This is a genomic window from Pseudoalteromonas sp. OF7H-1, assembly GCF_022347825.1.
GTDB lineage: Bacteria > Pseudomonadota > Gammaproteobacteria > Enterobacterales > Alteromonadaceae > Pseudoalteromonas > Pseudoalteromonas maricaloris.
The window spans coordinates 113,265-136,953 of sequence record NZ_JAKRFX010000012.1; the positions used below are offsets into that span (position 1 = coordinate 113,265).

Here is a 23,689-nt window from a genome sequence, read left to right on the forward strand (position 1 = left end):
AGAGAGAAGTGAGGAAATCTCACTCCTCTTTCTGTTTATATGTTCTATTTGAACTGAACTTTATTTAATTTCAGCCACAGGCATTGATAGCGGTTTTACACACATAAAATATGCCCAAACAATCAATATAATTTGCAGTGGTGCTCTAATTAGCAAATAAACGGGTCCCCACTGATGTCCTCCCAAGCCAACGCTGTTGAGCGCGGCATACACATTTGCGGGAAAAAACAGGATAAAAATGGCAATAGCCGCTTTTGCTGTAGATAATTGATATTTAGGTATAAATAACAGAATCGCTACGACGAGTTCGATGACACCAGTGAAGTACACCAAAGGAAGCCTATACGGCACCCAACTAGGTAACATTTCTACCATTCCCTGTGCTTTTACGATATGGCCAATAAAAAAGAACATAAATGCAATACCGAGACCCCAACAGGCAAGCTTTGTTGTCTCTACCTTTACGCCTCTTACCTTTGAATAGATAATACCGAGTAATAACGGGCTGCAAAGTAACAGTATAATAATGATTGGTGTAACCATGGTTTATGCCTCATCCCTAAACATTGTTAGCGGCTAAAAAGCCACCAAGTTTATCCAATCATGTCACGTGATGTTCCTAAAAACAATAAAATTAGCAACCGTATGTGCTAGGGCCTGTTGACCTTTGCTGTTTGATTTTTGTTCTTCTGAGTGTGTTTTGGTCGCGACGCTCGACTTGCCGCCTAGTAATCTAGGCAAAAGTTGAGCAACAATGAACAAAGCGCACTCAGATGAACCCAAAGGGCAGCGCTTGATTAGCATCTCTTCTGTGTTGCCCCACAAGGATGTGGGGTAAGGTGACTTTGCAGGAGCACAAAGTCTTTATCGCCAGACTTACATAGAATGACTATGCTACGCTGGCTCTGCCTTGTATCAATACCAATCAAACTGCTGCAAAAACAAACTTGAAAGATCAACAGGCCCTAGATTTTGCTGATCTTTAGCTCACCACTTTCATCAACTCCGCTTTAGTCTTGCCGATATCAAACTGCTCAACCATCTCTCGCAATTCATTGGCTTTACTCAACAATGACAGCCCCGATGCATTCGTCATCTCTACCAAAGTATTGTTTTGTTGCGTGATACCATCAATTTGTTTAATTGCTAGATTAATTTGCTCAATACCACTTGATTGCGTATTGCAGGCCTCAGCGATAGTTTGCACTTGCGATGCAAGTCCATACACACTTTCCACGATGGTTTTTAATGTCTCACCGGATTCTGACGCCAGCTTAGATCCTTGCTTCACTTTGATGTTACTGCTTCCCAACAACTCAGAAATGTCTTTTGAGGCGCTTGCACTGCGCAGCGCTAAATTTCTCACTTCTGAGGCAACGACCGCAAAACCTTTTCCTTTTTCTCCGGCTCTTGCAGCTTCAACAGAGGCGTTCAGCGCTAATAAGTTAGTTTGAAACGCAATAGAATCAATAACCTCAATGACGGTAAGTATTTCTTTGGCACTCTTACTAATTTCGGTCATTGCCTCAATCGTTGATTCAACCACCTTTCCACCTTGCTGTGCTTGCTGGTTCACTTCAATGGCCAACTGATTAGCAGATTGCGCATTACTGGCGTTCGAGTGCACGGTTTCGGTGATTTCACCAACTGATACCCGTGTTTCTTCAATAGATGCAGCTTGAGAAGAGGATCGTTCACTTAACTCTTCGATGCCTGTGGTGATCTGCTGTACCGAAACCGTGATGGATTCCGCCATGGCGAGTAGCTTTTGCATCATATTAGCTAAGTTGCCAACACTGGTATTCACCGATTGTTTCAGCAGCGCAAAATCACCCGCATAACTTTTTTCAACTTGGCGAGTTAAATTTCCCTGAGACAGCCCATCCATCACATTCATGCACTCCTTAAGTGGCGCTTCAATCGAGTCCAGCGTTTCATTCATGGCTGTAATTATGCAGGCATATGCGCCATGGTGATTGCTAGCGTCTGCTCTATGATGCAAGTCTCCTTCGCTGGCCGCTTCAGCAAGCTTTTCGGCATCGGTTAGCATCAATTTAATCGCACCAACACAAGCAAAGAGGCTTTGATAGATGCTATCAAACTCTCCTTTATAACCATCATTCGTTAAGGCGGGTAATTCTCCTTTTGCGATACTTTCTAGATATCCACTAGTAAGGGCTACGGGTTTAGAGACCGCATCAAGCGTTTCATTAACGCCACGAATGATTTTCCGAAATTCACCCTGATGTTTGGCTTCATCCGCGCGAGTAGAGAGCTCCCCTTCTCCTGCGGCGGCAACTAAACTGTAAGTATCCTCAATAAGTAACGATAGTGATGAGGTGGCGCGCTGTAAGGCCATATGTATTTGCGCAAATTCGCCCTTAAACTCACCGCTAATCTGCTCGGGAATTTCTCCTTTTGAAAGCGAAGTAAGATATTGTTTTGTTTGGCTAATGGGCTGCTCAACAGCATCAAGTAGTTTGTTAAGTCCGCTGGCTATTAATTTCATAGAGCCAACGTATCCCTCAAGGTTTATACGTTCACTTAGTTTGCCATCGGAAGCTGACTTAATGAGCTGTTCAACCTGTTGTTCTGCACGTCTTGTCTGGCTTAAATCCTTAAATTCAAATACCGTACCTAACACCCTACCATTTTGATCGGAAACTGGGTTGGCGGTTACTGCAATGATTATGTCACCTACGCACCACTCCCACTCTAGCTGACGTACTAATTGACCCGCAGCCTGGTGCAGTGCTTTAGAGCTGTGAAGTAAAGCTTCGGGAATTGGATGATTAACGACTTCAGTCGGCACACTTAACGCAGTGCGGTAACGATCAAATAAAGAATCACATTGTGCATTTACGTAGATCACTTGATTACTGTCATCACATAAAAGCACGGGCGCGGCCACGTTATTTAGCGCATAACGGATCCGTAAGTTTTCTTTTGCTTGTAGCTCTAGCTTTTGAGTCGCATCAAGTAAGCTAGTTTGCATTTGCCGTAAATTTGCCAGTAAATTACCTATTTCATCGTTACTGTGTACAACGACTTTGTTGTCTAATCGACCACTCGCAATTGCTTTCGCCACATCAGATGCACGGCGGATTGGACGAGTGATTAAATGCTGCATATACCAAGTCAGTAATCCTAAAGTCACAAGCGCAATAATGATGAGTCCTAGGGTACTAAAAAAGATAAGTTGGTTTTTTGTCGCGACAATTTCACTCGTTCTCGTGTCTACTAACGCGTTAATTTGCTCATTAATTTCAAGTAAGTAAACACTTGCTTGGCGGTCTATTCCACTCACTGAAGCATCAGCAAGGTTAATATCAAAGCCTGAACTTTTGAATAGTTCCACCGCTTCACGATATTTTTGTCCTAAGGTGAGGTGTTCTTTTTGATATTCACGCAACTTATTTTCTAGGGTGGTTGGTAACGTATAGGCTGAAACAATTGAACTGAGTTGCTTTTGTACTTCAGCTTCTTTGGTTTCAAATCTTGACCAATATTTATTTAGCTGGGCAGGATCTCTTCCTCTAATGAGTACATTTTTCCACTCTTGTACTTGGGTTTTGAAATCATCGAGCACTATGTTTATTTGCTCGCGAGCAGCCAATTCATTGTCTATCATGCTGTCATACTGCTCCGCGACGCGTTTCATCACCAAAACAGTAATCATCGCACCGATGAGCATTACCACTAAACCCGCAGTTACCGCAGAAATAAGTTTTGCCTTAACACTTTTCATTCTGAGTATCCCTAATTATGAAAAGATTGTTACATAAAGATAGAACAGGAATAGTGGTGCCACAAATCAATGCAGTATCAAGGGTGAAAAACCGTTATTGCACTTTGATTTACAATGTAAAACTTATGACATTCGTCATCATCACAGAGTCACAAATATCTGCTAGGATAGGTTCGCAAGAGAATAAAGGAATAATACCTGCAGAGCAGGTTTTTAGCGGAGTAAGTAGATGTCGGCGTTTTTTCGCTATCCGACGGCTTGGTTGGTAACAACCATTTTCACTTGGTTAGCCGTTGCAATACCAAGTTTGATTTATGCTCAGCAAAAAGCACAATGGCTGCCTTGGGTACAGCATATCGGTGTTTTGATCCTCGTACTTTTATGTATCAATGAATCCGAAAAATACTATGGCTACAAGGTTAGGTATTCAATGCTGTTTGTATTGGCACTTTTGATCCAGTCAATTAACCTTACCTCCCCAGCCGCAATTCATCTCATTTACAACGTAAAACTCGTTGGGATCCTTGCTTTTTATGTTCCTTTAAGTTTTGCGCTTGGGTATATCCTAGTTACCTCCTGCTTATATGTTGCGTCGCAATACTTTTTTTGGGGACATGGTTTTGAATATCTCAACGCTGTGTTATTTGCTTGTTTTCAGTTATTTGCGTACGTGGTGTGTAAAAGAATGCAAAAAGAACAAGAGGCCAAAGAAGCGCTACAACTCGCGCACAGTGAGCTATCTGCAACGCAGTCTCTGTTGAGCCAAAGTATTGCTAAACAAGAGCGACTTCAGTTAGCACGAGAATTACATGACGATGTTGGACATCAAATAACCAGTCTGATTGTAAATTTAGATGTCGCAAGACGAACTGCGGCTGCACCATTAACCGAGCTATTAGATAGCTGCTATTTGCAAGCTAAAGACACCCTAAAATGTATTCGCGATTTAGTCAGCGACAAGCGTAGCAACGAGCATATCGATCTCCATGATGCATTGCTGAGGCTTACTGAATCAATCCCTCGTCTTAACATTGAACTCGACTATGAACATCATCCCTTACTCGAGAAATTAAGTTATGCCAATTGCATTTTAAAATGCTGCCAAGAGGCCATCACCAATACCTTGAAGCACGCCAAGGCGGATAAAATGCGAGTACGAGTGTATTGTCAACAAGGGTTAAAAGTACAAATAAGTGACAACGGCATTACCTTAAATAGTATTCGATTTGGAAATGGTCTGGCTGGTATGCAGGAACGGATCCAAGAACTCGGCGGCAGTCTTGATGTGTCAACTCATCAAGGCGTAACATTAACTATCCATTTTGGGACGACAAATGGCTAAAATATCAGTTTACCTAGTCGATGATCAGGCGCTTGTGCGCCAAGGTATGCAAGCACTGCTTTCGCTAAGTGGTGACATTATTTGTTCTGGTAGTTGTGGCAGCGGCAGTGAGTTCATCCAACAGGTTCAATTAAACCAAATTACAGCTGACATTGTACTTTTAGATATGCGAATGCCTGAGCTAGATGGTGTCGATGTGCTCACCGAGCTTTTGCCTTTGGCAATCAAGTTTAAAGTCATTATCCTCACTACCTTCAATGATACTGCAAAGCTAAAGTTAGCCCTAGAGCTTGGTGCTAAAGGCTGTCTTCTTAAGGACGTGGACTTAGAAGAGCTAATTGATGCCGTTCGACAAGTCCATCAAGGTGAGCTCATCATCCAAGACGAGCTTGCTGAGACCTTACTAAAACCTGACCCCACTTTAGATAAGCTCACCACACGAGAAAAGGATATTTTAAAACTAATCGCGAAAGGATATTCCAATAAGGAAATCGCCAATACATTATATAAAGCGGAAGGTACCATCCGTAACTCGGTTTCTTGTTTGCTCGCAAAACTACAAGTACGAGACAGAACACAAGCAACACTGAAAGCTAAAGCGCTCGGCTTCGGGGATTGATATTGCTACACTGTCATATCGCCATTTCCGGAGCCGTTTTTGAACAACCCAAATTTACCACTAGTTTATCACTCTAATTACTCATTCAATTTTGACCCAAAGCACCGCTTCGTGATGAGTAAATTTGCGCGTCTTTACCATGAAGTAGACGCATTAGGGCTCATTCACAACAATGTTTATAGCCCTGAAGCCGGCGACCCATCGCCACTTGAAAGCGTGCACTGCGAGCAATATATTTGGGACTTATGGCGTGATCAACTCAACGCTAAAATGATGCGCCGTATCGGCTTGCCTTGGTCGGAGCAGCTTATGGCACGTACTTTTACTGCGCCTCTTGGAACGCTAAAAACTGCAGAACTTGCGCTTAAACATGGTATTGCATGCCATTTAGCCGGAGGCACGCACCACGCACACTATGATTTTGGCTCTGGTTTTTGCATGGTAAACGATCTCGCTTTTACGACCACACATCTGCTCGACAGCAATCAGATCACCAATGCCTTAATCTTTGACTTGGATGTTCATCAAGGCGACGGTACCGCCGCTATGCTAAAGCACAACCCGTATGTTTATACCTGCTCAATCCACTGCGAGAAAAACTTCCCCTTTCGTAAGCATGATAGCGATTTAGATATTGGCTTAGAAGTAGGGATCAGTGACACTCACTACCTAGAAGTTGTCGCACATACACTTGAGTCATTATTGATTGATCTAAATCCAGATATTGTGCTGTACGACGCTGGTGTCGATGTTTGGCAAGGTGATAACTTAGGTAAATTGGATATCTCATGGCTTGGCATTGCGAAACGAGATGCACTGGTGCTGAGCTTATGTCAAAAGCATGGTGTCCCTGTCGCGACCGTGATTGGTGGCGGATACGATAAAGATCACCAAAGATTAGCAAAGCGCCACGCGATTGTGGTGCAACAAGCTGCAAAACTTTAAACCAACTAAGCAACCGTCAAATCAAACAAGTTTCCCTTTATTCTTCAATGAATAAGCTTCACCAATGAATAAACTCCTCATCAAAAACAACAAATTTATATTATTAATTCAATTTTTCTCAACTTTTTTGGAAGAAATAGTCAAATTGAGACGAAATATGTTAGATCTTTACAAATGGAAGAACAAAAAACGCTAACCATTTGTTTATTATACTTATAATAAAATTTTAAAATTTACATTTGTAAATATATACAGACTTTGTTACAAAATATGTGCATCTTTGCAAAATATAAAGGAATAATAATGAAAATAAACTTAGTTACATTAGGTGTTGTACTTGCACTCTCTTCAGCTGCTCCTGCGTTCGCAGATAACTCAACGGGCTCAATTTCAGGCATTGCCAGCCACGGTTCTGTTGTAACAATCAAAAATAAAAATACAGGCCTTTCAAGAACGTTTTCCGTATCAACGAATGAGAAGTTTCACTTTAGACAATTACCTACCGGTAATTATACCGTTTCTAATGGTGAGCAAAGCTTCGACATAGTTGTAACTGTTGGTGGTACGCGCTCTATCGATTTTACAGACAAAGTTGAAGTTCTTAGTGTCGTTGGCTCCCGAGTTTCTCCCTTAGATTTAACTTCAGTGGAGTCAGCAACTGTCTTTACTGCGGAAGATATAGATCGACTACCAATTACAAAGGACTTAACGAGTGTTGCATTACTTGCTCCAGGTACAACTAAAGGTGATTCAGGCTTTGGAAATCTAGCATCATTCGGTGGTGCATCTGTTGCTGAAAATGGCTATTATATCAATGGCTTTGATGTTACAAATATTCGGAAATTTACTTCTTTTGCCAATCTTCCTTACGATGGCGTATCACAACAACAAGTTAAAACTGGTGGTTATGGTGCCGAGTATGGACGTTCGCTCGGTGGCGTCGTGAATATCGTGACAAAACGCGGTTCCAATGATTGGGAGTTTGGAGGCTCAGCATATTGGACACCTAAAGGCTTGCGTGAAGATCGAACCGATAACTTAAGCAAGCAAACCGACCCTTCTCCGAGCGAAAAGTATCATGTATATAATTCTGACAATACATATGATTACTTGAAATATAACGTATACGGTTCAGGTCCGATCATTGAAGACAAACTATTTTTCTTCGCAATGTATCAATGGCGCGACGATGAATGGAACGATTTTAATGTCGACAGAAGTACACGAAACACCGATGAGTCTCCGTTAGGCTTATTTAAGTTGGACTGGAATATTACCGATAGTCAGGTATTAGAATATACCTATATTCTTAATGATGATGAGTACACGATTCATCCATACACCAACCCTGAAGATGAATATTACACGGGTAAGCATGGCACACCAGCAGATCCATATTCAATAAGTGACAGTGGTGATATTCACATCCTTAGCTACACGGGGTATATCACAGATAACCTAACTGTAAATGCACTTCTTGGGCGTATGGAGTTTGATTCTAGTGTTAGAAATCCACTTGAAGGACCTGGGGCTGAATGCCCATTAGTTTATGATCGCCGCGAGACTCCAACTTCTTCACAACGGATCGGTTGTTGGGGTAAAGATTCAAACCAATATTATCGCTACGATCCTGAAGGAGAAACAGAATCTGATACTCGTGATTCGATTCGACTGGGATTACGCTACGACATTGGCGCACACAGTATTTCTTTTGGCTATGACAAAGAAGAGTTTGAATCAACCAAACTCGGACGAGAGTTCTCTGGTGGTGATTACTGGCGCTGGCATAGGGGCACAGGAAGTGAAGTACGAGGTGTGGTTGTACCCGAAGGACAAGATTATGTTCGCCACCGTACTCTCACAGAAGCTTCGGGTAAATATCTCGTGGAGAATACCGCGTTTTATCTAACTGATGAGTGGCAAGTCACAGACGACATAATTCTTCGACTAGGTATTCGTGCTGAAGGGTTCGAAAACTTTAACTCAAAGGGTGAATCCTTTGTGAAAGGTGACACTAAATATGCGCCTCGATTGGGGTTCTCTTGGGATGTCTTTGGTGAAGGTGATAAAAAGCTATTTGCCACAGCTGGACGCTATTATATTCCTATTTCGGCCAATACTAACATTCGTGGTTCTGGTATAGAGTTTTCCACAGAAGAATACTTCCTTGTCGATAGTGCTGATGAAGATCCAACAACAAGTGCACCAACCAAGTTAGGTGCTAAATTAGGCGAAACATCATACAACGGTGATGAAAATCCACCTCATCCAGGTTCTATTGCTGCTATTAACCTTGAACCAATGCACCAAGATGAGTTCATCTTAGGCTATCAGCAAGAGTTTGATACTTGGACCGTAGGAGTTAAAGCAATTTATCGTGAAATAAAAGATGGTATGGATGACTACTGTGGTCACCAAGCATTTATAAACTATGCAACCGATAATGGCTACAATAACTTCGACTACAATAGCATGGCAAATTGTATGATGATGAACCCTGGCAATAATGTTGAAATTGCTATGGATCTTGAAAACGATGGAAACTATCAAGCCGTTTCAATTCCCGCCAGCTACTTTGACCTAGATAAATATAAACGTACCTACACCGCTGTAGAGTTCTTTTGGGAACGAGCATTTGAAGACAATTGGTATTTAAAAGGCTCATACAGTTATGCTAAGAGTAAAGGGAACGCGGAAGGTTATGTGAATTCGACATTAGAGCAGGATGATGCAGGAGCCACACAAGATGTGGATCATGCATTATTCCAAAAAGGTGCTGATGGCTACTTACCGAATGATAGACGTCATACATTGAAACTGTTTGGCGGATATAACATCACAGAAGAAATCGCAGTGTCTGCAAATATTTTGGTTCAGTCTGGTAGACCAGTAAGCTGCTATGGATATCTACCATTGGAGCAATACAAAGACGAATTAGGTGTTGATTATAGCGGTCTTGCAGGTTATAGCGCATCTTCATTCTTTTGCCAAGGCAAGCTAGGCAGTCGCGGTAATGAAGGAAGAACACCTTGGGTTAAAACTGTAGATTTAGGTGTTACATATAAACCTGAGTGGGCAGAAAACCTAACGTTACGCGCAAATATTAAAAATGCATTTAACTCTCAAGAAGTTACAGAATATACGGAGACAAGTGAAATTGGTTCTGCATCAGCGCCTGAAGCAAACCCAAATTACTTAAATGCTTCAAACTATTTAACACCTAGAAGAGTTGAGTTATCAGTCAGTTATAAATTTTAGAACATAGAATCAAGCTCAATGCGTTGTTAACCCAAGCATTGAGCTTTTCTAACTAAAGTTAGCTGTGAGGAACATACAACCGTTCTGTAGAACAGCACTAAATCATGCGCTATTTAAATTAATTTTCAAGTAGTTAGAACCATCTTCTCCTTTCTTTAGACAGCTATCTCCACTAAAAGAAAATTACATACCATTTATGAAAACTTCACAAACAATTCGTTTACCAAAATAACTACAAAAGTAGTGCTATTTTGAACTTCAAGTGCAGAACAACGTGGGATAACGGCAGCGTGGCGGTTGGTCAAATTAAGCTTAGCTACTAATATTGATTAGTGCCCTAACACTCTGGGCAATCTTTCCCTAAGGATTGCCTATTATGGTCCAACAAATTCTTGATTATGCTTTACCAGTGCACGCCTAATTCGGTCTATGAGCATCGGATCTGTATCCTTGCTAAATGCCATACATCCACGCTGCTGACTTGCCTTCGTCACTTCTAAAAGCGGTGTAACTTCGTCATCGTTAAGCCCTGCAGTTTTAAGTTCTTCACTCATGATGTATTCCGTTGACATTACAAGGTCTATCCGCCCTTTGAAAAAGAGTTTGTAAAAGCTTTTGGAGTCGGCGGCAACAACCAAATGCTCTCCTTGAGTAAATCCGTGTTGAATCAAAAAATCATAATAGATATTGCCTTTTACTACTGCAGAAGTGTACTGCTTGGCATCTTCCAATGAAGCCACTTGAATATCTTTGCGCGTTTTAAGCTTGAAGAAATACACGCCCACAGGGCGGATCAAAGGGCATGCCCATTCATAGTCAGCTTCACGCTCAGCGGTACGATAAATAGAGTAAATCATTGTATTTGGGCGCTCTTTGGCAATTTTCATTGCCCGTACCCAAGGGTAAACTTTTATCTCGTAGTCAACTTCAGCAGCAGCAAGCACTTCCCTTACCTTTTTTGTTGCTCTCCCAACAACCTCACCTTTGTCATTGGTGAAGTTGTACGGCTTCCACTCTTCGGTTACCACGAGTAGATCTTTTGCAGAGGCACTCAAACTCGTTAAAGAGAGTATAATCAGGCTATAAATCGCTAATTTCATTACATAAGCCAATATTTCTTCTCCGCTTTTTGCAATTCCACCTTAACTCATGCACCATATTAAAAATATAAAGTTTCAAGAACATCAATATGAAAAGCATAGTACTATTTATCCTTCTCGTCGCTTGTAGTTTTACGAGCATGGCGAATGAACAGGCAACGTCAAAAAAGCCGACAGAAAACCAACAACAACAAGCTTTATCACAATTACAAGAGCCCATGTATAGACCCTTAATTGAGCGTTATATCCTTGATGAGTTAAGAGCAGTCAGAGAAGATCAAATGCGTTTAAGAGCTGATATAGAGAAGAAAATCAGCCACTCTCAGCTAGATACTGCAGATCGTGCAATTACCTACACCACGGATACCATCAATAATGTGCTCTTTTTGATCACAGCAGCTGCGTCCATCTTAGTGGTTGTTGGTTGGACTTCTTTTAGAGATATTAAGAGTAAAGTAGAAGATATCGTTAGCCTGCGCGTTGGCACGATCACCGACGAATATGAAAAGCGCCTTCAGGTTATTGAAGAGAAATTACGCGAACGTTCTGAAGAAATCCTCAATAACCAGAAGAAAATCTCTATAACGAATGAAGTACACTCTCTGTGGATGCGGGCAAATCTTGAGAGTGACATGAATTCTAAAATTGAAATTTACGATGAGATCCTAAATCGCAAACCGGAAGATGTCGAGGCGATTGCCTACAAAGCCGATGCGTTATTAGAGCTTGGTCAAACCAACACTGCAATTGCTTTGTGTAATCAAGCATTAGAAATCGACAGTGACTATGGCTATGCCTATTGGCAGCGCGCGTGTGCTTACTCCATGCTATATAAGCATGCAGATGCGATGGCCGACATCCGTATGGCTTTGGAATATGCGCCTAACTTAAAGAACGAGTTACAACACGAGCCAGCGTTTGCAAGCCTTGCAGATAACCAGAGCTTTAACGAGCTGGTGAATAGTTAAGTTGTTTTAGCAGCTCGATTTGTAACTGCGTAATCACATCGAGCTGCTTCTTAGAGATAATTAACGGATTTTCAATTTGATGGATTGCAGCCCCTTGCAAATTAAAGTGTTTTTTTAGCTCAACCATCATATTACTGTCGTAGAAAAGCGCAGCCAAAGAGCCATCTTCAAATGCTTGTGTTAAGCCATACTCAAGGCGTTTATGCAGTTTAATATCCTCTTTGCGGACATAGAAGTAAACCATTGAAGGGTAGAGTAACAGGTTCTTCTCGCCATAAGTCACTTGCTTGTTATCGAACGCCTTGAGCTCAGGAACGACTTCAATGACACCTCGTGGAAAAATTTTACCGGTACTATTTGCAAGCACTCTGTAAACTGCCAACCCATCAACATATTTTTCTACCGTAAAACCCGCTTTTTCAAAAATCTGAACATCGGGCCAATCCTGCCCCAAGACAACGTTGAACTGTTGTAGCTCAGCTAATGATAAATGCACATTCAGCTTGCCGCTGTCGGCCACGTTCATTGCCAGTGCCCTTATACCAAAGCTGCCAAACGCTATGGGAATGGCCACTGGCTTTGCTTGAGTGTCTCTAGCGGCTGTTGAGACCGTCCAGAATACATCGATATTGTGCTTTAGCAATTCCTTAAATTGCCGTGATTGATTAATTGGTAAATCAATCGGTTCTATCCAATACTCGCCATATTGCTCTCGTGACTTATCTAAAGCTAAGCGCAAGACTGACAAAAAATATTGATTCTGCGGCGTGCCATTTTCTTCTGCTGCGTCCACGACCCTAATGACCTTTGGCTCTGCAGAAACAGTATTCGCGGTTACCAGCAATAATAAGCATAAGAGATACATAACACGAGCCTGCATAGGATCACCAATATTGCTCAACGGTAATATGCCCAGGCTTGGCTCGCCTATGGCGTTCGTACCCCATACTCTGCAACTGAGCACTTAGCTCTTTCACCATTTCGGGGTTACCACAAAGCATAAAATGACTGTTATCCGGAAACTGCTTATAGCCTAGGTAGGTTAATAATTGCTTGTTTTCGATCAGTTCAGTGACACGGCCTTGGCAACCGCTCTCAGGTTGTTCCCGTGTAACAAGCGGCACATAAGTAAAGCCATCTCTTTGTTGTTGCAACTGCTCAAGCTCTTCACGGTAACACAAATCTGCATTTAGGCGCACACCATGAATAAGGATCACCTGTTTAACCCTCTGCCACACGTCACCTTCTCTGAGCATAGACAAAAATGGGCCAACCGCCGTACCTGTACTTATCATCCAAAGCGTATCGCAAGGTGGTAGTTCATCTAGTATAAAAAAACCGTTTGCTTGGTAAGCTACATTGAGCTCATCACCGACTTGTAGCTGATGTAAAGGCACTGAAAGGTTGCCATCGGGCACTTCAACTAACAAGACTTCATGAATTGGTTCTGACGGCGCGTTTACAAAAGAATATGCTCGCGCGATGCGCTTTTCCCCTTGTTGCAAACTCAATTTAGTATATTGACCAGCCTTAAACGGTGCGATATCCGCTTTAAATCTGATACTGAATAATGTGGGCGTCCAATGTGTGATTTCGACGATTTCTCCTTTTACCCATTGCGACATTATTTCTCCAAAACTCACAAGCCGTATTTATTTAACGATAACATAACCATGGCAAAAAAATTGGCTTTGTCAAAGTTTCGGGCACCAGGTTTTTCCTAATTCAACAGGAAGCGGATCTCTGACGATGATCTGTGAAGTGACTTTGGGCAGCGACAGATTAAACTTGTCGATATGCGCATTCACCATGGACGCATATCCTGCATTTGCAGCGCCGAGCGCATAGGCTTTCATTGTTGTCGACACGGTTACGGCTTGTTTGTTTTGCTCTAACTGTTGTACCAGCTCCCGCAACCAACCGAGATAGTTTTGATTATCTTCTATTAGGGAAGGCTCCGTCGCAATATCAGCAAGCGCCTTGTGGTAGTTTGAGAAGTCTGAGTTGAGTACATATATCCCAAGACCATTGATTGATACTTGCTTCACAGCCCTATAGTTTTCATCTTTTGCGTAATGGGTCGCCGCATCAACGTAATAGCTCAGCGCCTCATCGGCTTCACCCATTGCAAATGTTGCATTGCCAAGCGCAGTTAACAGCCCTGCTTGCATAAAGCTTGGTAACATTTCTCTATCCACGCTTTTTAAGAGATTGTAGCCAATCGCGGGTTGTTCAAGGCGCGTGTACGCAATCGCGATGTTCACTTTAAGTGCAGACTTATGCTGGAAGCTGGCCGGAGTGTTCATTGCACATCGATAATGCCAGATAGCTTGTTCATTCTGGTTACGGCGACGATAACCAACACCAATATTAGTCAGAATTTTCGCCCTATCTTCGTCAGCCAAAGTCTTGAAGGGTGGCGCTTTAAGCGTATTTAGCGCTTTAATAAAAATGGCGTTATTGAACGTATTGGCACTCGCTCTAATGGCAAGGTAATGAAGTTGATATAAATCTGCAACAGCAAGATCCTCCCGAGCAATCGCGTTTTGGTATGCCTTAAGCGCTTCATCAGGCGCGTTTTTAACCAGAGATTCAAACGCATCTAAGTCCACTTCGGCATTCGCCATTAATGCTAACAAGCCCAGAACAAAAATCGCCATCGTCCAATACCAATACCAATACCTTATCATTAGAAAACTCTACCACCTTTGTGTAGTGTAAACTAGTCGAGGGAATTTTGGATGGACCAAGATCAAAAAAAAAGCCGCTTCAAGCGGCTTTTTTGGGTGTGATTCGCGTTGTTTTAGGCGTGTCTCCAAAACTCTGCGATTACGTTACCAAGGAACTTTTCAAGTTGTATTAAATAGACTCTAGCGCAATTTTAACCATTTCATTGAACGTGCTTTGACGCTCTTCTGGTGGCGTTGCTTCACCAGTAATAACATGGTCACTTACTGTGAATAGTGCCATCGCTTTTGCACCGTATTCAGCCGCTACGCCGTATAAACCAGCCGTTTCCATATCAACAGCCATTACGCCTAGCTTGTCTAATTCTTTATAAAATTCGCCATCGGCTTGATAGAAAGTATCTGTAGTGAAAACATTACCAACTTTTGCTTCAATACCTAAACGGCGAGCAGCGTTTACGCCATTTTCTAATAAACCAAAATCAGCAATCGCAGCGAAGTCATAGCCACGTACACGCGCACGATTCACATTTGAGTCTGTGCTTGCGCCTTGTGCAAAGATCACATCGCGGATCTTGATGTCTTGACTAATACCACCACATGTACCGATGCGGATCAGGTTCTTAACACCAAAGCTAACAATAAGCTCACGAGCATAGATTGACATAGATGGAATACCCATGCCTGAACCCATGATGCTAACTGGCTTACCATTGTAAGTACCAGTAAAACCAAACATGTTGCGAACGTCAGTTACCTGACGAGCATCTTCCAAAAAGTTTTCTGCAATGTATTTTGCTCTTAGTGGGTCGCCCGGCATTAATACCGTTTCTGCAAAATCACCTGGCTTTGCGCTAATGTGTGGAGTGCTCATATTGTTTCCTTTAGTTAGGCTTTTATCTCGGCCTTAAAGCCTTCACCGTACTGCGTTGCATCTAAATCAAACCACTGGGCAAGCGTTTGACCTATGTCAGCAAAACTTTGTCTTTCTCCTAACGGAGTATTGTTCATACCCGGTGTATATGCCAATACGGGCACGTACTCTCGCGTATGATCTGTGCCTTCTGCGGTTGGGTCACAACCATGGTCGGCAGTCACTAAAAGCAAGTCATCAGCTTTTAGTTTGGCAATAATTTCCGGTAAAAATGCGTCAAACTCAGCAAGTGCTTCTGCATATCCCACTGCATTTCTGCGGTGACCAAACTTTTCGTCGAAGTCGACTAAGTTGGTGAAAATAAGACTATGATCTGGCGCTGTGTCCATCACTTCGCTTGTCTTTGCTAGCAGATTCAAAAGACCCGGCGCTTTGTGTTTTTGCGTGATCCCTTGATGCGCATAAATATCTGCAATTTTACCAATACTAATTACTTCGCCACCGTCATTGGCTAGCTTATCTAGCACTGTCGGCGAAGGTGGTAATACCGAATAGTCTCGGCGGTTACCTGTACGAATAAAGTCGGCACTTGAAGTGCCTATAAATGGCCGCGCAATCACTCGTCCTATATTCATTTCATCAAGCAGTGCCCGTGCGATTTCACATACTTGATAAAGCTTGTCAAGTCCGAACGATTGTTCATGAGCGGCTATTTGAAAGACGCTATCAACTGAGGTGTAACAAATCGGCTTACCGCTTTGTACGTGTTCTTCACCCAGCTGTTCTAAAATCGTTGTGCCCGATGCGTAACAGTTACCCAAAATACCAGGTATGTCTGCGCGTTTGCACAATTCATCTATAAATTCTTGTGGGAAACATGGGTTAGTATTTGGGAAGTAACCCCACTCAAACAATACTGGCACCCCTGCCATTTCCCAGTGGCCAGACGGCGTGTCTTTGCCACTCGATAATTCTTTTGCATATCCCCAAGCAGCACTTGGTTCTATGGTTTGCGCCACAGCGCAAGCTTCTTTACCTGCAGCTTCACATGCTGCAATAAGGCCTAGTTTAGAAAGATTAGGTAAGTCTAACGCTTGTCCTTTTTCTTCTTTATACGCCTGCAATAAATGAGCGAGAGTATTCGCGCCTACGTCACCAAACTTTTCTGCGTCCGGTGCTGCGCCAATGCCTAGGCTATCCGCCATTAAAATGATTGCTCTTGCCATAGATACCTCTCTATACTGCTCAGGCTGTTATTTATTCTTAAATACATGGTTACCTTAAGCGTTGGTTACTTTATGTTTGGTTAAAAAAATCGTACAGGACATAAGTCCGCTGTCATAAAATAGTCACAAAATTCACGAAAAGCTGCGATCTTGCTAATTTGGCTCTGTCGCCCTTAAGCGGACATAAGTCCTGTTTTGAGTCCGCCAAACCCGTTAAATTTGCTCATTAAGCGAGGCAAAAGAGATTAATCGTGTCTTTTTTGCTATTGTGATCTTCCAACATAAACAACTGCTGGGTGTGAACTTTAGTGACACGAACTATTATAGCCATAGCTGGCGCATCTGCGTCTGGTAAGTCTCTTTTTAGTCAAACGATCTACAACGAACTAGTGAATGAGCTTGCCTCAGGCACTATCGCGGTAATCGAAGAGGACGCCTATTATAAAGATCAATCGCATTTACCTATAGAGCATCGTACTCAAACGAATTATGATCATCCTGATGCGTTTGAACACGAGTTGTTACGCGAGCATTTAACTAAGCTTCGCCTAGGTGAATCCGTAGAGGTTCCTACCTACGATTACGGACAGCATACACGTAGTGATAAAACCCGAATAGTAAACCCTGCTAAGATACTAATCGTCGAGGGTATATTACTACTGAGCGATCCTGCATTAAGTGAAGAGTTTGATATCAAGGTGTTCATTGATACACCTTTGGATATTTGTTTGCTGCGTCGCATGCAAAGAGATATAGAGCACAGAGGAAGAAGTCTGTCATCTGTGGTAGAACAATATCAGGCGACGGTAAGACCGATGTTTTATCAGTTTATCGAGCCATCCAAGCATAATGCCGACTTGGTTGTGACCCGTGGCGGTATGAATCGCGTTGCGATTGATATTATTAAAAGTAAAATAAAATATTTGCTACAAGAATAACGGGAAATTGGCATGACAACAATTATGAGCTTAGTGGGCATGATGATGCTCCTAGGCGTAGCATTTGCGTGTTCGACAAATCGCAGTGCTATTAATAAGCGTACCGTAGGCGTTGCATTTTTATTGCAAGTCCTTATTGGTGGCTTTGTACTCTTTATTGAAGCGGGTAAAAATGTATTAGCTTCAATGTCTAGCGCGGTTGCTAAAGTGATTAGCTATGCTAATGACGGTATCGGTTTCTTGTTCGGACCATTAGCCAAACAAGACTCGCTAGGGTTTATCTTTGCGATTCAGGTATTACCAGTGATCGTGTTCTTCTCAGCGCTCGTTGCTGTGTTGTATCACCTTGGTATCATGAACTGGATCATTAAAATTTTAGGTGGTGGCTTGCAAAAGTTACTACAAACGTCACGACCAGAGTCGCTTTCAGCTACGGCAAATATTTTTGTCGGCCAAACGGAAGCCCCTTTGATCGTAAAACCGTTTATTCCAAAAATGACGCAATCAGAGTTGTTTGCAGTTATGGTGGGCGGTTTGGCGACGGTAGCAGGCTCCGTTATGGCGGGCTATGTGGCGATTGGTGTTGAGCTTAAATACCTCATTGCCGCGAGCTTTATGGCTGCCCCTGGTGGTTTCTTAATGGCAAAAATGATTGTGCCAGAAACCGAGAAGCCACACGAAAACCTATCTGATGTAGATAGTGGTGATGATAAACCAGTAAACGTAATTGATGCAGCTGCATCAGGTGCATCAAGCGGTATGCACTTGGCACTAAACGTAGGTGCGATGCTACTTGCGTTTGTGGCACTAATTGCGCTACTAAACGGTTTACTAGGCAGTATTGGTGGAATTTTTGATTACCCAACACTGACGCTACAAGAAATTTTAGGCTACGTCTTTGCCCCTGTTGCTTGGCTACTTGGGGTACCTTGGTCGGAAGCCGTGACGGCAGGTAGTTTTATCGGCCAAAAACTGGTAGTTAACGAGTTTGTTGCCTACCTAGATTATATGAATTATCGCGATACGTTGAGCACGCACACTCAAGCGATTGTCACATTTGCTTTATGTGGATTTGCTAACTTATCGTCGATTGCCATCTTACTAGGCGGACTTGGTGGTATGGCCCCAAGTCGTAGAAAGGATATCGCTCGCCTAGGGCTCAGAGCAGTGTTAGCAGGGTCTATGGCTAACCTCATGAGTGCAGCAATTGCAGGTTTCTTCCTCTCGCTAGCTTAGAAACTTATTGAGATAAGCCGCAGTTGCAAAACAATTGGTTGGTTGCTTTAAGGGGTTAAAGTGACCACACTAACTTGAACGATACTTCACCAAAGGGCCTTTTAGGCCCTTTTATCGTTTCTGAGAAACACTTTTTTGACCACCCTTCTTAAGAAACCAGCACCTCTCACCTACAGCTCCTTCATCGCTTTTGATGGGAATATCTTTTCTTGTAGCCCAGTTACTAGGCTGACTCCTAGCAATACTAAAATACTGCCAAGGATTGTGTTAGCACCGATTTGCTCTTGCAAAAAGAGATGTCCCCATAAAATCCCAAACACAGGAATTAAAAAGGTAACAGATAAAGCAGATGCAGCGCCGAGATCTTCGACTAACTTAAAATAGAGAATATAGGCAACGCCCGTACATAATATGCCAAGTCCAACTACTGCACTTATCACTGTAGAGTCAGGTGTTTCTCTCATTGGCATAAACCAAATAAAAGGCAATACCAATAGCGCAGAGCCCCATAAGTTACCGTGGGCATGATTGAATGCGCTCATTTTTGGTGCCGTTTTGGTGTAATGAGAGGCCACCGCATAGCTCAGAGTCGCACACAGGGTTGCAACAATAGGTAACCACGCACCTTCGTCCAATACGGTGCTATCCAACCCAACTAGCGTGATAACACCTGCAATCCCAAATCCACACCCTAGCCACACCGACTTTTGCGTTGGCACTTTTAGCCAAAACACACTGATTAACACCCCCCAAAATGGTGCGGTTGAATTTAAAATTGAGAGCATGGAAGCATCAAGCGTTTGCACAGCATAAGCGAATAACATAAAAGGTAACGCTGAGTTAAACAGTCCGAGGATTAAAAAGTGCTTTTTGTACTGCCAAAAATGTAAATTACGCTTTAATACTAAAGCAACCGCGGCGAGCGTTAGCGCACCAAATAAGACTCGAAATTCAATGAGTACAGCAGGACCAAGGACACCGGCAGCCACCTTCATAAATAAAAATGAGCCACCCCAAATTGCGGCAAGCAACACTAAACCAAGAAACCCTTTCACTCCATACTCCAAGGTTAATATTAATGGAGCTTTACCTTACGCCGATATATAAATACAGCACAAGCCATTTTTGGTACTGTCATTAGGGTGTGTTTAACTTTCTTTGAGAAAGAGGGAAAGGCTAAAACTTAAGGTATAGAATGAGACTCGCTTTTTACGCAATGATAGTCGCTTTGCTTATCCTCACAGGATGTAGCAAAAGGCAAACTCTAGAGCCAACAGAGCAAATACAATTGACTCAGTTGCCGGTTAGTCTCGCCCAACTTTCTAGTGACGCGGCGCTAACCTTACTACTCATTGACGATCATTTACTACAAGTATGGGATAACCAAAGCCAACAGCTGATTAAACAAGTCGAAGGAAGTAAATACCAACTTACTTTTCGTGACGCTTTAATAGCGCCGAGCAAGCGCAGTATTCTGAGTATTTCGGACTCCCAACTCAACATCTGGCAATTGCACTCAAACGAAGTTGTCAGTTATCCATTACCTGAGTTTGACTCATTCATTCGCGTTACCAAGGCCCAGTGGTCCAGCGACGAGCAGTTTATCGCCCTTGGCTACAATGACGGTAGCGTACTACTTTTGAGTTTAGACGAGCGGATCATCACCAGAATAAACCTTCATGAAAGCAGCATTACACATTTGATGTTTAATCGGAGTTTAACCTCGCTCTACTCGGCCTCTTTAGACGGTCACGCTAAAAGGCTTGAGTTAACTAGTAAAGAAGTCACTGTAGATTATGAGCTGCCTCATCGTATTACCAGTTTGGCATTATCACAAAATGAACATTGGCTGTTCGTATCTGACGCCCTGCAAGACCAAAAATTCATTGATACGCGTACAGGTCAAGCAGTGTTATCTCTATCCTATCCTCAGCGCTTCAAGTTTTTTCGTAGTGCGCAGTTCGTCGCTGACGACAAATTTCTGCTAACCACCTCTTCCAAGGAATATATTTCGCTATGGGAATTAACGTCGGGAAAAGAGATTGTCAGCTGGCCAATTACACAACTGAATCTGGGCAGCACCGTTTATGATGTACACATCTCCGATAGCAATGTGCTTACGACGATAAGTTCAGATGGGGTATTAGAAAAGTGGGCCTTAACACCTATATTGTTTGATTATTAGAGACAAAAAAAGGTAGCATTCGTCGATAAGAAAAAATAATAAATACATCTATGGAACACTCAAATTTTGACAATCAATCGCACTGTTTAAATTGTCACACTCAACTTGTTGGCGAGTACTGCTCAGGTTGTGGACAGAAAAAAGCGTCGAGACTGACCTTTAAACACTTACGCATTTTGCTTCAAAGCGCACTGCTTGAACTCGAATCCCCTTTTTTTAAATTACTTTTTGGATTATTACTTCGACCTTTTAAGACCATTCTTGGATACTTGAATGGACAGAGAAGCCGTTTTGGTAATCCCTTCAAGTTTAGTTTTATTCTACTCACCGTGATCGTGCTTGCCTCGCATCTACTTGAAATCAGCTTCATATCCAGCAGTCAACTTTTGGAATCGAAAGAGCAGCTCAAATGGCAATCTGAAATCGCACTATATGAAGCAACGCACATTTATCGCGTCTTTATTCTGGCATTCTTACTCGGATTAGCCTCTAAGCTAGTGTATCGTTCTGCGCCCTACACAATGCTGGAGTACGCTATAGGACACCTACTCATTCTAACCCTAAGCATACTGATATTCTCAATTCCACTAATGCTGGGTATCTTCGCCGAGCAGCTTTATGCAATTTTTTCGCTCTTATTTTCTGGTTTGTACAGCATAATACTTAACTATAAAATGGCGGAAAATGAGCTAATAAAGTGGAAAAATTGGGGTAAGGCAATACTTGCCTACGCGATAGGGTCGACCCTATTTTCTGGTATTCTCGGATTTTTATTTGGGGTGTACAGTGGTTTTACTCACAAGATTTGATCTGCATGTGAGTTATTTAGCTATGCCCTAGACAAGGCTGAGCTTGTCTAGGGCATAGCCATTAATACTACTGTTTTAGCTGTGCTTTTGCAGCCTCAACCTTTTCAAAATCAAGACCTAATTCGTTAACTGCTTCTTTGATTAATGCCGGATTTTGCATTACCAAAGCCATCAACTGCTGAAGCTTTTCGGGTGGAATACCTAGTTGCTGAATAGTCGCCATCGCCATCATTGGATTTTCAGTCAGCTGGGTAAATACCGCTTGGATCTGTTCATCCGAAATATTGTGCTCTTTAAGTAATGCAATGATTGGGTTCATCTTGTTTCCTAACTAATTTTTACTAATCGTGCGGCGTAAAAACCGTCAAATTCTGAATTTACTCCTGGAAGTAAATGTAGTGAGTCTTCTAGTTGCCAATTAGGGTTATTTGCCAAAAAGCGTTCAACCTGCTGCTCATTTTCAGAAGGAAGAATAGAGCAAGTTGCATACACTAGTTTGCCGCCCACCTTACACATTTGACTGTAACGCGCCAGAATATCGGTTTGCAAAGCAATAAGTGTGTCTAAATTTTGCGAATTCAAGTGCCACTTTGCATCTGGATTCCGCTTTAATACACCAAGACCAGAGCACGGCACATCCAATAGCACGCGATCAAACTTCTCTTTTTGGCGCTTAATGGTTTTATTGTTTTGAATAACACGCGTTTCAGCAACATGCACACCTGCACGTTTCGCGCGTTGTTTCAACGTTTCAAGTTTATGTTCATGGATGTCCATAGACAACAAGCGACCTTTATTCTCCATTAGCGCCGCTATATGTAAGCTCTTGCCACCAGCGCCTGCACAGGCATCAACCACTTTATGGCCAGGCTGTATTTCTAAAAAAGGCACAATTTGCTGAGAACCTGCATCTTGCATTTCAAACCAACCCGCCTGAAACGCTTGAGAGCGAAACAGGTGGCTATTGGACTCAACTTTTAGCGCAACATGAGAATCAAGTGCAACCTGTGAAACCTTGACCCCCTCTTTTGCTAGAGACTCTGTTACTGTCGCAATATCGCTTTTTAGGCTATTGACTCGCAAATATTGTTGGGCACTTTGATTTAGCGCGGATGCAACCGCTGGCCACTGCTCACCCAGTTGCTCATTCGCAACCTCGTTTAACCAATCAGGTAAAGATAAACGAACGGCTTGAGGCGCCTGCTCAATTAAGCTTTGCAGCTTTTCCAGATTATAACGCTCGGTATCCACCCACTCTGGAAGCGGCTGCGCTGTAACAACTTGGCAAGTTAACCAGTAGCCAAAGCCATCTAGCGGCATTTCTTCATGCTCAAGTAGGTAAGCCAGTAACCGTTTAAAGCGGAAGATATGGTAATAATTGCTCACCACATACTGCCTTTCATCAAGGTTCCACTGTGGGTTGTTCTGTAGTAATTGAGTTAATGCTTTATCGACATGAAGAGAAGTATCTAGCACATGTTCAATGCACTCAGACAGGGTTTGGACTAACGAGCGAGTTACAGACACGATATGGTCTCGATTATTGCTAAAACACTATTTTAGCGCGCATACCATGGGGCATCAATTAGAGTTTATGATCTTTGCCAGAGAATCTTAAAAGTTGTGGGGCAAATATAGTAAGCCCCACAGCTATTAGCTTATTTAACCTGAGGTTTGGATAAGAAATAAACTAACTCATTGTTTTTAAAATAATATTAAATTATTTCCTTGTCTAGCCAGAGAGTTTTAGGGGT

General features: G+C 42.5%; 21 protein-coding genes. 9 read left to right on the forward strand and 12 right to left on the reverse strand.

The genetic code is table 11. From position 1 onward, the window contains the following. Nucleotides 1-60 precede the first annotated feature (60 nt). The 3 genes from MHN30_RS15570 to MHN30_RS15575 form a co-directional block, all read right to left on the reverse strand. Nucleotides 61-543 (reverse strand): hypothetical protein, encoded by a 483-nt coding sequence (locus MHN30_RS15570; RefSeq protein WP_239360270.1) that lies wholly within the window; start codon nt 541-543, stop codon nt 61-63. A 63-nt stretch (nt 544-606) separates the two neighbouring features. Further along, nucleotides 607-804, reverse strand: coding sequence for a hypothetical protein (locus MHN30_RS23925; protein ID WP_010369908.1), 198 nt, complete (start codon nt 802-804; stop codon nt 607-609). Nucleotides 805-982: 178 nt separating this feature from the next. After that, entirely contained in the window at nt 983-3,748 is a 2,766-nt protein-coding gene (locus MHN30_RS15575) for a methyl-accepting chemotaxis protein (RefSeq protein ID WP_239360272.1), read from the reverse strand. A 229-nt stretch (nt 3,749-3,977) separates the two neighbouring features. Here MHN30_RS15575 and MHN30_RS15580 point away from each other — a divergent pair, with 229 nt between their 5' ends. The 4 genes from MHN30_RS15580 to MHN30_RS15595 all read left to right on the forward strand — a co-directional run bounded on the left by MHN30_RS15580 (nt 3,978) and on the right by MHN30_RS15595 (nt 9,912). Then, nucleotides 3,978-5,090, forward strand: a complete 1,113-nt coding sequence (locus MHN30_RS15580; protein WP_239360273.1) for a histidine kinase — start codon at nt 3,978-3,980, stop codon at nt 5,088-5,090. Continuing rightward, nucleotides 5,083-5,709: a response regulator transcription factor gene (locus MHN30_RS15585; RefSeq protein ID WP_130165838.1), complete on the forward strand. Its 627-nt coding sequence runs from the start codon at nt 5,083-5,085 to the stop codon at nt 5,707-5,709. Before MHN30_RS15580 ends, MHN30_RS15585 begins: the two co-directional genes overlap by 8 nt. Nucleotides 5,710-5,748: 39 nt before the next feature. After that, nucleotides 5,749-6,654, forward strand: coding sequence for a histone deacetylase (locus MHN30_RS15590; protein ID WP_130165837.1), 906 nt, complete (start codon nt 5,749-5,751; stop codon nt 6,652-6,654). 303 nt (nt 6,655-6,957) lie between these two features. Continuing rightward, the gene (locus MHN30_RS15595; protein ID WP_239360274.1) at nt 6,958-9,912 is read left to right on the forward strand and encodes a TonB-dependent receptor; all 2,955 of its coding nucleotides are present in this window, start codon (nt 6,958-6,960) and stop codon (nt 9,910-9,912) included. Nucleotides 9,913-10,286: 374 nt separating this feature from the next. On the opposite strand, the gene MHN30_RS15600 is transcribed toward MHN30_RS15595, so the two are convergent. Next, nucleotides 10,287-11,012, reverse strand: a complete 726-nt coding sequence (locus MHN30_RS15600) for a transporter substrate-binding domain-containing protein (protein ID WP_130165835.1) — start codon at nt 11,010-11,012, stop codon at nt 10,287-10,289. Between the two features lie 89 nt (nt 11,013-11,101). Here MHN30_RS15600 and MHN30_RS15605 point away from each other — a divergent pair, with 89 nt between their 5' ends. Further along, complete coding sequence (locus MHN30_RS15605) at nt 11,102-11,980, forward strand: tetratricopeptide repeat protein (RefSeq protein WP_010369934.1); 879 nt, start codon at nt 11,102-11,104, stop codon at nt 11,978-11,980. On the opposite strand, the gene MHN30_RS15610 is transcribed toward MHN30_RS15605, so the two are convergent. From MHN30_RS15610 to MHN30_RS15630, 5 genes are all read right to left on the reverse strand, one after another. Next, the gene (locus MHN30_RS15610) at nt 11,958-12,860 is read right to left on the reverse strand and encodes a hypothetical protein (RefSeq protein ID WP_239360275.1); all 903 of its coding nucleotides are present in this window, start codon (nt 12,858-12,860) and stop codon (nt 11,958-11,960) included. The genes MHN30_RS15605 and MHN30_RS15610 overlap by 23 nt on opposite strands. Before the next feature lie 4 nt (nt 12,861-12,864). Continuing rightward, nucleotides 12,865-13,605: a ferredoxin--NADP reductase gene (locus MHN30_RS15615; protein WP_239360276.1), complete on the reverse strand. Its 741-nt coding sequence runs from the start codon at nt 13,603-13,605 to the stop codon at nt 12,865-12,867. 69 nt (nt 13,606-13,674) lie between these two features. After that, nucleotides 13,675-14,670 carry a hypothetical protein gene (locus tag MHN30_RS15620; RefSeq protein WP_239360277.1) on the reverse strand — a complete coding sequence of 332 codons (996 nt, stop codon included), beginning with the start codon at nt 14,668-14,670 and terminating at the stop codon, nt 13,675-13,677. 169 nt (nt 14,671-14,839) lie between these two features. Then, a complete protein-coding gene (deoD, locus tag MHN30_RS15625) occupies nt 14,840-15,541 on the reverse strand; it encodes a purine-nucleoside phosphorylase (protein WP_010369942.1) in 702 nt (233 codons plus the stop codon). A 14-nt stretch (nt 15,542-15,555) separates the two neighbouring features. Next, the gene (locus MHN30_RS15630; protein WP_130165831.1) at nt 15,556-16,767 is read right to left on the reverse strand and encodes a phosphopentomutase; all 1,212 of its coding nucleotides are present in this window, start codon (nt 16,765-16,767) and stop codon (nt 15,556-15,558) included. A gap of 308 nt (nt 16,768-17,075) precedes the next feature. Between MHN30_RS15630 and udk the strand changes: the two genes are divergently transcribed. Next, on the forward strand, nt 17,076-17,705 hold the full coding sequence (gene udk / locus MHN30_RS15635) for a uridine kinase (protein ID WP_010603723.1): 630 nt from the start codon (nt 17,076-17,078) through the stop codon (nt 17,703-17,705). A gap of 12 nt (nt 17,706-17,717) precedes the next feature. Beyond that, nucleotides 17,718-18,941 (forward strand): NupC/NupG family nucleoside CNT transporter, encoded by a 1,224-nt coding sequence (locus MHN30_RS15640; RefSeq protein WP_010369948.1) that lies wholly within the window; start codon nt 17,718-17,720, stop codon nt 18,939-18,941. Nucleotides 18,942-19,111: 170 nt separating this feature from the next. Here MHN30_RS15640 and MHN30_RS15645 read toward each other — a convergent pair whose 3' ends face one another. Further along, nucleotides 19,112-19,996, reverse strand: coding sequence for a DMT family transporter (locus tag MHN30_RS15645; protein ID WP_239360279.1), 885 nt, complete (start codon nt 19,994-19,996; stop codon nt 19,112-19,114). Between the two features lie 140 nt (nt 19,997-20,136). On the opposite strand from MHN30_RS15645, the gene MHN30_RS15650 reads away from it, so the two are divergent. Next, a complete protein-coding gene (locus MHN30_RS15650) occupies nt 20,137-21,126 on the forward strand; it encodes a hypothetical protein (protein ID WP_239360281.1) in 990 nt (329 codons plus the stop codon). A 386-nt stretch (nt 21,127-21,512) separates the two neighbouring features. After that, entirely contained in the window at nt 21,513-21,935 is a 423-nt protein-coding gene (locus MHN30_RS15660; RefSeq protein ID WP_239360316.1) for a hypothetical protein, read from the forward strand. 67 nt (nt 21,936-22,002) lie between these two features. Here the strand turns inward: MHN30_RS15660 and MHN30_RS15665 are convergent, their stop codons facing one another. After that, nucleotides 22,003-22,254 carry a DUF2999 family protein gene (locus MHN30_RS15665; RefSeq protein ID WP_039496508.1) on the reverse strand — a complete coding sequence of 84 codons (252 nt, stop codon included), beginning with the start codon at nt 22,252-22,254 and terminating at the stop codon, nt 22,003-22,005. A gap of 8 nt (nt 22,255-22,262) precedes the next feature. Further along, entirely contained in the window at nt 22,263-23,462 is a 1,200-nt protein-coding gene (locus MHN30_RS15670) for an RsmB/NOP family class I SAM-dependent RNA methyltransferase (protein ID WP_239360284.1), read from the reverse strand. Nucleotides 23,463-23,689: the final 227 nt, after the last annotated feature.